General features: G+C 70.5%; 9 protein-coding genes. 4 read left to right on the plus strand and 5 right to left on the minus strand.

Annotated elements, in window-relative coordinates:
* Positions 1-46: 46 nt before the first annotated feature.
* Positions 47-907, plus strand: coding sequence for an aldo/keto reductase (locus O9280_RS06895; RefSeq protein ID WP_298340503.1), 861 nt, complete (start codon positions 47-49; stop codon positions 905-907).
* Between the two features lie 26 nt (positions 908-933).
* Here the strand turns inward: O9280_RS06895 and O9280_RS06900 are convergent, their stop codons facing one another.
* Together O9280_RS06900 and O9280_RS06905 are read right to left on the minus strand one after the other, a co-directional pair.
* Positions 934-1,923, minus strand: a complete 990-nt coding sequence (locus O9280_RS06900; protein ID WP_298340505.1) for a Gfo/Idh/MocA family oxidoreductase — start codon at positions 1,921-1,923, stop codon at positions 934-936.
* Positions 1,924-2,072: 149 nt separating this feature from the next.
* The gene (locus tag O9280_RS06905; RefSeq protein ID WP_298340508.1) at positions 2,073-4,868 is read right to left on the minus strand and encodes a PHB depolymerase family esterase; all 2,796 of its coding nucleotides are present in this window, start codon (positions 4,866-4,868) and stop codon (positions 2,073-2,075) included.
* Positions 4,869-5,054: 186 nt separating this feature from the next.
* On the opposite strand from O9280_RS06905, the gene O9280_RS06910 reads away from it, so the two are divergent.
* Complete coding sequence (locus O9280_RS06910; protein ID WP_298340511.1) at positions 5,055-5,402, plus strand: hypothetical protein; 348 nt, start codon at positions 5,055-5,057, stop codon at positions 5,400-5,402.
* Between the two features lie 11 nt (positions 5,403-5,413).
* Positions 5,414-6,019 carry an AAA family ATPase gene (locus O9280_RS06915; protein ID WP_298340513.1) on the plus strand — a complete coding sequence of 202 codons (606 nt, stop codon included), beginning with the start codon at positions 5,414-5,416 and terminating at the stop codon, positions 6,017-6,019.
* A gap of 1 nt (position 6,020) precedes the next feature.
* On the opposite strand, the gene O9280_RS06920 is transcribed toward O9280_RS06915, so the two are convergent.
* Both O9280_RS06920 and serA read right to left on the minus strand, forming a co-directional pair.
* Positions 6,021-6,671 carry a histidine phosphatase family protein gene (locus O9280_RS06920; protein WP_298340515.1) on the minus strand — a complete coding sequence of 217 codons (651 nt, stop codon included), beginning with the start codon at positions 6,669-6,671 and terminating at the stop codon, positions 6,021-6,023.
* Between the two features lie 3 nt (positions 6,672-6,674).
* Positions 6,675-8,252 carry a phosphoglycerate dehydrogenase gene (serA, locus tag O9280_RS06925; RefSeq protein ID WP_298340517.1) on the minus strand — a complete coding sequence of 526 codons (1,578 nt, stop codon included), beginning with the start codon at positions 8,250-8,252 and terminating at the stop codon, positions 6,675-6,677.
* A 363-nt stretch (positions 8,253-8,615) separates the two neighbouring features.
* Here serA and O9280_RS06930 point away from each other — a divergent pair, with 363 nt between their 5' ends.
* Positions 8,616-9,353, plus strand: a complete 738-nt coding sequence (locus tag O9280_RS06930; RefSeq protein ID WP_298340519.1) for a DUF481 domain-containing protein — start codon at positions 8,616-8,618, stop codon at positions 9,351-9,353.
* Here the strand turns inward: O9280_RS06930 and O9280_RS06935 are convergent, their stop codons facing one another.
* On the minus strand, positions 9,354-12,380 hold the full coding sequence (locus tag O9280_RS06935; RefSeq protein ID WP_298340521.1) for a TonB-dependent receptor: 3,027 nt from the start codon (positions 12,378-12,380) through the stop codon (positions 9,354-9,356).
* Between the last annotated feature and the right edge of the window lie 66 nt (positions 12,381-12,446).

Genomic DNA, 12,446 nt, shown 5'->3' on the forward strand with positions numbered 1-12,446 from the left:
CGGGCGTCCATTATCGCCGCTGCCCTCCCCTGTTCGCCGGAACCGCATGGCTTCGACCGCTCCGCCCCTGATCCTCGGCTCGATGCGCTTCGGCGACTGGGGCGCACGCCTCGCACCTGCCGAGGTGGCGCGCCTGCTGGCCGCCGCCCTCGACCTCGGCATCGACACGCTCGACCTCGCCGACATCTACGGTGGCCACACGACGAACGCGCTGGTCGGCGCCGCGCTGCGCCACGACCCGTCGCTGCGCGCCCGCCTGCATCTGCTGGCGAAGGTCGGCATCGTGATGCCCGATAGCCCCGGCAACGGCCGGCGCGTGCAGCACTACGACCTCTCGCCCGCGCATCTGGAAGCCGCACTCGCTGCGAGCCTCCGCGACCTCGGCGTGGGGCGGGTCGACACCCTGATGCTGCATCGCTTCGACCCCGGCCTGGACGTCGATGCCGTCGCCGGCTGGCTCGCGGTGCACCGCGAACGCGACACCGTGCGCGACTTCGGGGTCTCGAACTTTCCCGCGGCTGCGCTGCCGCTGTTCACCGGGAAGCTCGCGCCGTCCAGCCACCAGATCGAACTCAGCCCCGCCGCGTCGCAGGCGCTCGACGACGGCACCCACGCCGCCAGCCGCGCCACCGGTGCCGAGGTTCAGGCCTGGTCGCCCCTCGGCGGCGGCGCCCTGCTGGCCGACAACGATCGCGGCCGAGCGCTGGACGCGATCGCCGGCGACTTCGGGCTCGACCGCGCCAGCCTGCTGTTGCGCTGGGTGGCCAGCCTTCCCGCCACCCGCGTCGTGCTCGGCACGACGCGAGCCGAACGACTCGCCGACGCCGTGGGCGCGGTCGAACGGCCGCTGCCGGCGGACGCGTGGTACGCCGTTTGGCAGGCCGCGCGCGGCAAGCCGGTGCCTTGATCGGCTGCGGCCGCAAGCCCACGAATTCAAGGCGCGATGGGCCGCCCTTCGGTCGCGCTGCGCAACAGGGCCTGCGCCAGGCGCGTGGTGTCGCGGGTTTCGGCCCAGGTAGGCCAGTGCGGCCTTGGCTCCTCACCGCGCGCCAAGGCCGCGAAGGCCTCGGCCTCCAGAAGAAACCCGTTGCCTTGGGGCACCGGCTCACGCCGGCTGTCGTAGCCCTCGGCCACCTCGACCCAATCCTGGCCGGGCCCGACGTGGTTGAAAAACCCACTGGCCAGCGTGCTCTCAGTGCCGACGATGCGCAGGTGCCGGTGCGGCACCGCATCGAACCAGCACTGCAACGTGGCCATCAGGCCGTCGTCCCAGACCAGCACTGCGGCCAAAGCACGATCGACCCCCGTGCCCCCCCACGCGGCGCTGGCCTGTACGGTGGCAGGAAGACCACCGGCTAGAGCCCGTATCAGGCTCAGCGGGTAGACGCCTACATCCCACAAGGATCCACCGCCAAGCGCCGGGTCCAGTCGAATGTCGGCGTCGCGCCGCAGCGTGAAGCCGAACATCCCCGAGAGCTGCCGCAAGCGCCCGATCTGGCCGCCGCGCACGCGCGTCAGCAGGTCAAGGGTCTGTGGCTGGAACCGGTAAGGAAATGCCTCCATCACCACGCGGCCTGCCGCATCGGCAGCCGCCCGCAAGCGATCCACGTCATCCACGCTGAGCGCCATGGGCTTTTCGCACAGCACGTGCTTGCCCGCGGCCAGCGCGCGCAGGGCCCAAGGCACGTGCTGGTCGTTGCTCAGGGCGATGTAGACGGCATCGATCTCGGCATCGCCCAACAACGCGTCGTAATCGGGCCGGACACGCGGCACGCCATTCGCCTGCGCGAAGGCCGCGGCGCGTTCGGCGCTGCGGCTGGCCACCGCGGTGACGTGCAACGCGGTCGATGGCGCCACACCTTGGCAGAACGAGGCGGCGATGCGTGCAGCGCCCAGGACGCCGATGCGAAGGACGGGATTCATGACGGGCTCATGGCGCGGAGGACGTTCAAACCGCCTGCATGGTGAAGCCGTCGGCCAGGGGGCGGTCAAGCACGTGCCGCCCCCCCCGGGGCGAGGTCGATACCAAGCGGATCTTCCGGCGCGAGCGCGAGCGCGGCCCCAAGCGGCCGTCAGGGCTGGCAGCCCTGCGTGCGCTGCTGGCTGTCCAGCATGCTCAGCGTGTCGGTGGCATTCCACGTACCCGGCACGCCGTTCGCGAACGCCGCACTCACCGTGATGCCCGTCAGACGGCCACCGCCGATCGTCCGCTGCAAGCTGCCCACCCGCGTCCGCGTCGGTGAACCCGTCCGCTCGCAGGTCGGGCAGAAGCCCGTCAGCTGGTCCAGCCCCAGACTCGCCGTGCCCGCCGTGCTCGGGCCGTCTTCCGCCACCAGGAACCGCGCCACACCCCTCGCGTCGTACACGAACGTCGCATAGAACTCGTACGGGCCCGGGCTCGTCAGCACCTGCGCGCTGTACCCCGTCCCGCTCCGCGCCGGGTCGAAGTAATGCTGGCTGATGTCCGCCGGCGCACCGGCGATGCTCGGGCAGCCCCGACCAAACGCACTGAACGCCTCGCTGCCCATTTGCCCGTCCAGCGTGTAGCTGAAGGTGAAGGCATCCGCACCCGTCGGCGTGGCTGTCGCCTCGCCCACCTCCGTCAGGAAGCGGCTGCCACCCACCCAGGTGCCACGGTAGATCCCACCCCGCCAGATCCCGTTGCCACCCGGCGCCGGACCCTGCAGGTAGTACCACGTCGGCGTGCTGTCTTGCAGGTAGGTGTACCACAGGCCCGCCCACTCGCCCCCCGCCGGGTAAAGGAACAGCCCGTGCCCGGACCGGCCGGTGTTGTAGTAGCCGCCCGGCCGAACCACCGGGGCCGTGCCAGTCACCGTCGCCCGCATCACCACCGTCGCCGACGACGCCGTCAGGTTCACCGGCGTCACGTACCAGCGGCCGGCCGCCGGATTCGCCACCGTCACGCTCTCGTTACCGCCCGGCGTGGTCCCGCTCGCCTGCGCCTGGTTCCGCGGCGGTGCCAAGGCCACGCCCGGCACCGCACTTCCCGCCACCGGCGCCGGCACGCGGGCCAGGTACACGTCCACGTTCGATGCGCTCGCGGTCGTCACCGCCAGTTGCGTCGCCCCCGCCGGAACGTCGATGAACGACTGCTCATGGCTGCCGTTTCCCGCCAGACGGAGCGTGCGGTCCTCGCCACTGACCAGAGCCAGCGCACTGCTGTCGTTCGCATTGCGCGTGAGCTTCACCGGGAACACCGCCTGCGTGGCGCCCGACAGCTGCATCTGCACGTAGCCCACGCGGGATTCGCCGTTGAGCAGCGTCGGGTCGTCCCACTGCACCCGCAGGGGGAAGGCCGCGCCGGCTGGAAGAATCCCCGGCGCCGTGGTGACCAGGCTGCTGTCGCTCGGCAGCAAAGGAACCTCGTAACGGAACAAACGACCCGTCTGCGCCGAGGCCCCGCGGTTGTGCAGCATCGCCCAGTACCGGCCCGTGCCACCGGCAGGAACGGTGATCAGCAGCTCGCAGCGCTCGCCCGACGCGCTCATCGCCGAAGTGCAGCGCAGTTCGTTCTCCGACGGCTGACCATCGCCGTTGAGGTCTTCGCCAAGGTACAGGTCGACATCCCCACCCAGACCCGAGGCCTCGGCGAACACCTGCCATGCCAGCGCCGAGCCCGAACGACCGGCCAGCGTGCCGGCCACGTGCGCCGTGCCCACGCGCCCGTTGTCCCACGGCGTCTGCGGCACCGCATCCACACCCAAAGAGAGATCACCCACCACCGGCGCCGACAGTGACGATGCCGCGAACTGCACGCCGGGCAAGGCGCGAAGGCCTGACAGCGTTACGTCGACGAAGCCGCGCTGCGCCGGCACCGTCAGGTTGATCGGCAACTGGTTGGCGAAGAAAGCCCAGACCACCTCGGCGAACTCGATATCGCGGCTCTGGATGCCCGTCGCCGGGTTCGGCGCCACCAGCACGGTGCGGCTGGGGGTGGTGTGGCCGGCACCGTTGAGGCGCCACCACTGCAAGGGCGTGGCACCGGCGTAGTCAAAGCGCTGCGCGGGGCCGCCGTCGTTGCCATCGATCTCGACCGTGGCCTGCGTCGGCACCACGCCCTGCAGGCCATTGATCTGCAGCCAACGGTCGCGCGTCGCTTCGGCCGAGATGACGCGGCCGCGGTTGCAGTTGCCTCCCAGGTTGGCGACACAGCCGCCGTTCCATGGCATCTGCAGGTCGGCATCGCCATGCAGGATCAGGATCGGCAATGCCCGGCTCGGGCCGCTGGTGCAGGCGCCGGGCTTGGGCGTGAGCGGCAGGCTGCCCGATCCCGTGGCGACGGCGCCAACGCGGTCGGCGTGGTGGAACGCGAAGGCATGCGTCATCTGCGCGCCGTTCGACCCGCCCGTCATGAACAACCGGCGGCGGTCGAGGCCGTACTCGGTGCCGATGCGCTGCACGAGGGCGTTGAGGAAGCCGACGTCATCGGCGTTGCTGGCCACGTCGTTGTCGGCCCGGCAATCGACCCAGCCCACCTTCCCGGTGGCGTCGGCCGCCGGAAGCCCGCCGGGGTAGACGACGACGAAGCCCTCGCGGTCCGCCACGGTGCGGAACACCGACAGGGGGTGGTTGCCGGTCAGCGCGACATCCAAGCCCTCACCGCCGCCGCCGTGCAACACGAAGACCACGGCCCGCGGCGCGGTGAGGCCGGCAGGCACATGCACCCGGAACTGGCGCACCACGCCGTTGACCGTGATCGCCTGGTCGCTCAGCCCTGCCGGGTAGGGGTTCTGCGCCCGAAGCCCGCTGCCGGGTATCGCGAGCAGGGCGAGGAACAGGGCAAGGACGACGCTCGCGACGAGCGTGGGCTGCGGCCGCCGCGGCCGGGAGGAGTCGAGAAAGCGCATGGGCATCCAGAGAGAGAAGACTTCCTCACACAACGCATCATCCGTTCGGTGGTTGACCGGCGCACCACGTCTGGCAAGCGCCGGCGAGTGCTCTCGAGTGAATGGCGCGTTCTTCACCTCTTGCACAAATTGCACGATAGGCGCAGATTGGCCCTGCGGCATGCCTTGCCGCGTGAGGTGCCCGCCATGAAGCCCCAGGTCCGCGACCACGCCGCGTCCTACGCCCTCGAACCCCTGCCTGCCACCACGGTGCGCCGCGACTGGGCCACCGCGAAGGACCGGCTGCGCGCCAAGGGCGTGCTCGCCCTGACCACGCACGACCGCGTGGAGGCCGTGCTGCTCGACCCCGCCGCCTACGAGGCCCTCGTCGCCCGCGCCGAGGCCGCCGACCAGGCCCTGCTCGACGGCCTGACCCGCCGCTTCGACGAGCGCTTGGCCGCGCTGGGCACGCCCGAAGCCGGCGACCGCCTGCGCGGCGCCTTCGCCCGCGAGGGCCGCATCGACACCCCGCCGCGCGCCGGGAACGCGTTCTGAACCCGAGGCCGGTGATCTACGTCCTCGCCGGCGTCAATGGCGGGGGCAAGAGTTCGCTCGGTGGCGCCGTGCTGCGCGAGGCCGGCATGGCCTGGTTCAACCCGGACGACTGGTCGCGCGCGCTGCAGGCCACCGGCCGGCCGCGCGAGGTCGCCGATGCCGAGGCTTGGGCCGAAGGCCAGCGCCGCCTCAAGGCCGCGATCGCCGCCGACCGCTCTTTCGCCTTCGAGACCACGCTGGGCGGGCGCTCCGTCACCGCGACGCTGGTCGAGGCCGCGCGCACGCACGACGTGCTGGTCTGGTACGTCGGCCTCGACAGCGTGGCGCGCCACCTCGAACGCGTGGCGCTGCGCGTGCGACACGGTGGCCACGACATCCCCGCCGCGAAGATCCGCGAGCGCTGGCTCGGCTCGATGGCCAACCTCGTGCGGCTCGTGCCGCACGCGGCCGGCATCCAAGTCTTCGACAACTCGACCGCGGTGCCCGAAGGCGAGCCGCTGCGCGCGCCCCGCCTCGTGGCCGTCATCGAGGCCGGGCGGCTGCGCTGGCCGCCGCCCGATGCGCTCGACCGGGTGCCGCGCTGGGCAGTGCCGGTCGTGGAGGCGGGGTTGGGTTGAACTACAACGCCCGATGCACCGCCTCGCCGAACAGCGCGGTGTGGTGGGCGCAATCGTTGAGCCGCACCACCTCCAGCCGCTCGACGCTGGGGCCTTCGAGCAGGTTCAGCGTGGTCGGCGCTTGCCGGAAGCCCCAGACCTTCGACAGCGGGATGCCCAGCAGGCGGCACAGCAGCACGCGGTTCACCGCATCGTGCGCGACCAGCAGCAGGGTGTCGTCGTCGCCAAGCCCCTCGCAGGCGCGGGCGAAGCCACGCCACGCCCTCTCCAGCACCACCGGCAGCGATTCACCACCGGGGCCGGGCATCAGCACCGTCTCCGGCGCCTCGCGCCACGCGGCGAGCCGCTCGCCGTCCTCGGCGCGGATCTCGCTGGCGAGCTTGCCTTCCCAGGTGCCGTGGGCGATTTCCATCAGCTCGGCATCGAGGCCCAGCATCGCGGCGCGCGCCTCACCCAGCGCGACTTCCGCCGTGCGCCGCGCCCGCGACAGCGGCGAGGCCACCGCGCGAGTGATGCGGACATCGGCCAAGCGCTCCGACAGAAGAGCCGCCTGCCGCTCCCCCACCGGGGAGAGCGGGATGTCGATCTGGCCCTGGTAGCGGCCTTCGGCGTTCCACGGGGTTTCCCCGTGACGTGCAAGCAGGACGCGCATGGCTCAGACCTGCTGCAGCGAGAGCACGCCGGGGATGGCGCGCAGGGTGGCGAGGTGGGCGTCGTCCATTGGACGGTCCAGCGTGATCGCCGCGCGGGCCTGGCCGTCGCCGGCCGCGCCGAGCGCGAAGTTCACGATGTTGATGCCCGACGCACCGAGCTGGCTGCCAACGGTGCCGATCATGCCGGGGCGGTCCTCGTTGCGCATCAGCAGCACCGGGCAGAGCGGATCGAACTCGATCTCGACGCCGTCGAAGCGCACCACGCGCGGGCCGCGGTGCAGCGTGGCCTCGATCTCACGCGTGCGCTCCTGGCCGTCGTCGGTGACGCCGGTGATGCGCACGCGCAGCAGGCGGTCGAACCCGTCGCCGTCGCCGCCCACGGTCTCGGCCACCGTGAGGCCGCGCGCCGCGGCTTCGGCCAGCGCGTTCACCGGCGTGACGCGGCCCGAGGCCGTGCCCAGCACCGCCGCAGTGAGCAGGCGCGTCAGCGGCTTGGCATCGAGCTTGTCGGTGCGGCCGGCGTAGGTGATGTCGAGGCGCGTCGGCGCCGGCACCAGGCGCACGGCGAGCTTGCCCAGCGCCGTCATCAGCGGCATCCACGGCCCGATCTCGCGGGCGGCTTCGGCCGTGAGCGGCGGCAGGTTGACGCAGCCCGCGACCGCGCCGGTGTTGATGAAGTCGATGATCTGGCGGGCGAGGATGGTGCTGACGCCCTGCTGCGCTTCCGAGGTGCTGGCGCCGAGATGCGGCGCGAGCACCATCTTCTTGCAGGCGCGCAGCGGCGAGTCCTCCGGCAGCGGCTCGGTGGCGAAGGTGTCGAGGCCGGCGCCGGCGAGGTGGCCCTCGTTGACCAGCTTCAGCAGCGCGTCCTCGTCGATCAGGCCGCCGCGCGCGGCGTTGATCACGTAGGCGCCCTTCTTCATCTTCGCCAGCTTCTCGGCGCTGAGGATGTTGGTGGTTTCCTTGGTGCGCGGGATGTGCAGGGTGATGACGTCGGCCCAAGCCAGCAGGGCGTCGAGGTCCATCAGCGGCACCGCACTCTTGGCGGCCGCGTTGGGCGGCAGGAAGGGGTCGAACGCAGCCACTTCCATGCCGATGCCACGCGCCTTGCGGGCCACCGTGCCGCCGATGCGGCCGAGGCCGATCACGCCGAGGCGCTTGCCCTCGAGCTCGAAACCGGTGAGGCCGCTCTTCGGCCACTGGCCGGCCTTCATGCCGGCATCGGCGGCGGGCACGTGGCGGGCCAGCGAGAACAGCAGGGCCAGCGCCTGCTCGGCGGCGGCCAGGGTGTTGCCGTCGGGCGCGTTCATCACCGCGACGCCGCGGTCGGTGGCGGCCTCAACATCGATGGTGTCGACGCCGGCGCCGGCGCGACCGATCACGCGCAGGTGCGTGGCGTGGACGAGGGCCTCGGCCGGCACCTTGGTGGCCGAGCGGACGATCAGCACGTCGACGTCAGCCAGGGCGCGCGACAGCGTGCCGGGGTCTTTGATGGCGTCGACGGTCTTGACCGACCAGCCGGCGTCGCGGAACAGGGTCAGGCCGTCTTCGTGGATACCGTCGCAAGCAAGAACGCGCATGGAGCACTCCGTGGGTGAAGGGAAACGTCGGGAACAGGCGAACCGGCCAAGGCGGCCAGAACGGGGAGGGATCGACGGAAACCCACGGAAAACGCGCCACCGCGACGGCGCATGAGGCTCAACACAGCGGTGGCAGGGCGACGGTGCAAGGACCAGTAAAGCATCGGTTGCACGGTCAGGAGACGGGGCGTCATACGCATGGGAGTCCTGAGCAGCCCGTGCAGACTACCTGCCGGAAGGCCGGCTGTGAACCCCGGGACCGATGCGCCGGGCCTGCATACGGTTTCAGCCGGCCGGCGCGGGTTCATCCGCGATTCGGCGCAACGCCCCTAGCCTGCGCCGGCCTTCACACGGAGACCCCCGATGCGCCTGTCACTCACCCTCGCCCTGCTTGCCGCCCTCCCCTTCGCCGCCCACGCCGAGGACACGCGCAGCTGGTCGGGAACGGCCGAATTCGGCCTCGCCATCGCCAGCGGCAACGCCGACAGCGAAACGATCAACGGCAAGTTCGCCTTCCTTCGCGAGGAGGACCGCTGGTTCTACGGCATCAACGCCGCCGCGCTGCGCGCCGAATCCGACGACCAGCTCTCGGCCAACCGCTACGAGGCCGGCCTGAAGCTCGGCTACGACTTCACCCCGCGCGCCTACCTGTTCGGCACGCTGCGCCACGAGAACGACGACTTCGCCTCGTACGAGTACCAGAGCATCGCGTCGCTCGGTATCGGCTACCGCTTCATCGACCGCGAAGCCACCTCGCTGCTCGCTGAAATCGGCCCGGGTGCACGCCGCTTCCAGCCGATTGACGCGCTGGTCGGGACGCCGCCGGTGCTCACCTCGTTCGATGCCGAGACCAACGCGATCGTCCGCGGCTCGCTGGACTTCAAGCACCAGCTCACCGCGAACACCGCGCTCACCAACCTGCTCCTCGCCGAATCGGGCGGCGGCTCGACCTTCGTGCAGAACGACCTCGGGGTCGCCGTGCAGATGAGCGAGCGCTTCGCCCTGAAGGCGGGCTACCAGGTGCGCCACACCACCGAGGTCCCGGTGGGCATCGAGAAGACCGACACCCTGTTCACCACGAACCTCGTCGTCGGCTTCTGATCAGTCTTTCTTCGGCGACCACTCGAGCGTGATCGCGATCTCGCGGCCACGCTTGAACTCGCGGATGTTGATGTTGCCCTGCTGGAACTCGACCGACGGGTCCAGCAGGTTGCGCAGGCGCACGCGGCTCGACCAGTCGCGGGCGAACTGCCACTTCCAATTGAAGTCGAGCTGGCCGGCCGGCTGCTCGTAGACGTCCGGCTGGGTGTCGATGCCGACCTGCACGATGCGCTCGCCGGCCATGTTGAACGAGAGCGCCGTCTCGTGCGTCCCCTCCGGGCTGCTGTAGCCCAGCTGCAGGTTGGCGACGTAGGGCGACTGTCCTTCCAATGGACGGTTCAGGTTGGTGCTGACGCCCGCGCGCGTCCGGTCGAGCACGATCTCGGAGTCGATCCACGAATAGTTCGCAGCGATGAACCAGTTGGCCATGTCGACGTCGCCGAACCAGCCATCGGCCCAGCCCATGCGCTGGAAGTAGTCGATCTCGATGCCCTGGTTGGTGGCCGACTCGGCGTTGGCCAGCGTCTGCAGCAGCGAGCCGGTGGCCGGCAGCAGCAGCTTCTCGATCGGCTTGTCGAATTCCTTGCGGAACAGCGCCACCGACAGCGACTCGTCGGCCGAGAAGTAGTACTCCCAGCGCAGGTCGATGTTGGTGATCTTCGCCGTCTCGAGGTCCGGGTTGCCGAAGGTCAGGATGTCGAGGATCGGGTCGAGGAACGGCGCCGGCGACAGCTCGCGGAAATCCGGGCGCGAGAGCGTGCGGCTCCAGCCGAAGCGCAGCTGCTGGGCGTCGTCGATCATCCAGGTCGCGCCGAAGCTCGGCAGCACGTCGCTCTCGTCGAGGCGGCTGTCGATGCGCTGGTTGGCCTGCAGCACCGAGAAGGTGCTCACCGACTGCTCGTTGGTCTCGTAACGGGCGCCGGCATTGATGCGGAAGCGGTCATTGAAGCTGACGTCGACGCCGAGGCCGACGTAGTCGATGCGCTGCTCGGCCACGTAATTGTCGGTGGCGGCGGTCACTTCCTGCAGCACGAAGCCGTTGGGGCCGATGTACTGCGGCACCAGCATCTGGCCGAGACCCGGCAGCCCGATCACTTGGTTGACGAGGTTGGCGTCATTGAAGCGGAACCCGAACCCGTAGCGGCGGATGTAGCTGTCGCGGTCGCGCAGGGTGCGGCCGGCATTGAGGTCGACGGTGCCGTAGGTGGCCCCTTCGTTGAAGGCGAACGGCGCCTTGAAGCCGAGGTCGAGCGAACGCGAGTCGTCGTCGAGGTTGGCCCAGGTCTGTTCATTGCTCTCGCCGAACTGCGACAGCGTGCGGCGGCCGCTGTCGTCGACATTGAAGCGGAACTGGCGGGTGTTCGGCGCATAGCGACGGGCGGCGGCATCGGTGTACTGCCAGTCGAAGTCGGCCATCTCGGCGAAGAACGGGATGCGGTGCTGGCCGGCGAGCTGGTGGCTGAGCAGCGAGTTCTCGACCCACTCGAGGCGATAGCGCTGCAGCTGCTGGGCGTCGATGGTGCCGGTCTCCTCGCGGGCCTCGTCCTCGGTCTGGCGCAGGAGCATCGAGGTCAGCGTGAAGCGGTGGTCGCTGCCGAGCTCGAGGCCGAGCACGCTGAACGCCGACAGGTCGACTTCACGCGTGGTGCCCATCAGCTGCGTTTCGTCGCGGATGACGAGGCCGGCGTTGCTGGCCTGCAGGTAGCGGCGCGTCTCCTCCTGCGTGTCCCACTGCTGCGAATAGCGCACCGAACCGAGCATGCCGAAGCGCACGTCGTCGGCAAGTTCGAAGCGCTGGCCACCGGCGATCGAAGCACCGAGGTCGGGACCGATGTCGGCCACGTAGGGGTCGTAGCTGCTGTTGCCGGCCAGGCGTTCGCCGACGGCCTCGATCTGGGCCGGCGTGAAGCCGTTCGGATTGCCGAAGCTCTGGCCGGCGAAGAAGCCACGAGCATTGCGCACGGCATCCAGGGTCGGATCGGGATTACGCTCGCTGCGGTCGCGGCCGGTCCAGTCGTTGTTGCCGCCCTCGTAGCGCAGGCCGTCGCTGAAGGTCGTGCCCTGCTCGCCACCCACCGTCACCGAGGCGCGGAAGAAGGGCTGTAGCGGGATCGCCTTGGTGCGGAGCTGGATCGTGCCGCCGCCGAACTCGCCGGGCATGTCCGCCGTGTAGGTCTTCTGGACGACCACGCCCTCGAGCACGTCGGTCGGGAACAGGTCGAGCGGGATGACGCGACGGGTCGGGTCCGGCGACGGGATCGACGCGCCGTTCAACAGCACCGAGGAGTAGCGCTCGCCGAGGCCGCGCACGTAGATGAAGCGGCTGTTGACCAGGGTGAGGCCGGTGACGCGACGCAGGGCGACGGCGGCATCGCTGTCGCCGGCGCGGGTGATCTGTTCGATCGACAGGGTGTCGTCGACCGACACCGACATGCGCTCGAGATCCACATAGGCGGCCTGGTCGTCGACGCGCACGGCTTCGCCGGCGACGTTGATCGCGTCCAGCGTGGCGGTGCCGCCCGGCGCGGCACCGGCGGCATCGTCCGAAGCAGCGGCATCGGCACCGGCGGTGGCCGGGGCGGCCTGCGCGGCGGCCGCAGCCGCGGCCTCACGGGCCGCCAGATCGACCGTCGTCGTGCCCTTCACCGAGCTCTTCAAGGTGTAGGTCGGAGCGCGGCCCGGCACGAATTGCAGGGCGATCTGGACCTGCTCGCCGGCCGCGAGATCGAGGTCGATCGCGACCTCGCGCTGGCCGTCACGGACCATCAGCGTCTGCGGGCCAGTGGTCACAGCACCGCCCACCACGCCCTGCGCCGAGGTCACGCCCAGCACGCGGGCACCAAGCTTGGCCTCCACGCCCGAAGCCGGCTGGCCGGCCCGGTAGGCGTAGACCCACACCTGCGCCGCACCCCGCGGCTGCGTCTGGACGACCGCGCCGGTGGCCGGCGACTGGGCGTGCACGGGCACGAGGGCGAGCTTGATGGCGAGGGCCATCGAGGACAGGGCAAGGGCGGTGGAGCGCTTCATCACGGGACGTCCGGGTGCGGGAATCCGCGGGAGTCTGTGGCGCTCGCGTTACAGGAGGATGGCAGC

Origin of the sequence: Silanimonas sp., from assembly GCF_027531545.1 — a bacterium.
Lineage (GTDB): Bacteria > Pseudomonadota > Gammaproteobacteria > Xanthomonadales > Xanthomonadaceae > Silanimonas.

Bases quoted from the DNA above. Each gene is read 5' to 3' on its own strand.
- O9280_RS06895 (WP_298340503.1), top strand. From the start codon at position 47: ATGGCTTCGACCGCTCCGCCCCTGATCCTCGGCTCGATGCGCTTCGGC.
- O9280_RS06900 (WP_298340505.1), bottom strand. From the start codon at position 1,923: ATGAATCCCGTCCTTCGCATCGGCGTCCTGGGCGCTGCACGCATCGCC.
- O9280_RS06905 (WP_298340508.1), bottom strand. From the start codon at position 4,868: ATGCGCTTTCTCGACTCCTCCCGGCCGCGGCGGCCGCAGCCCACGCTC.
- O9280_RS06910 (WP_298340511.1), top strand. From the start codon at position 5,055: ATGAAGCCCCAGGTCCGCGACCACGCCGCGTCCTACGCCCTCGAACCC.
- O9280_RS06920 (WP_298340515.1), bottom strand. From the start codon at position 6,671: ATGCGCGTCCTGCTTGCACGTCACGGGGAAACCCCGTGGAACGCCGAA.
- serA (WP_298340517.1), bottom strand. From the start codon at position 8,252: ATGCGCGTTCTTGCTTGCGACGGTATCCACGAAGACGGCCTGACCCTG.
- O9280_RS06930 (WP_298340519.1), top strand. From the start codon at position 8,616: ATGCGCCTGTCACTCACCCTCGCCCTGCTTGCCGCCCTCCCCTTCGCC.
- O9280_RS06935 (WP_298340521.1), bottom strand. From the start codon at position 12,380: ATGAAGCGCTCCACCGCCCTTGCCCTGTCCTCGATGGCCCTCGCCATC.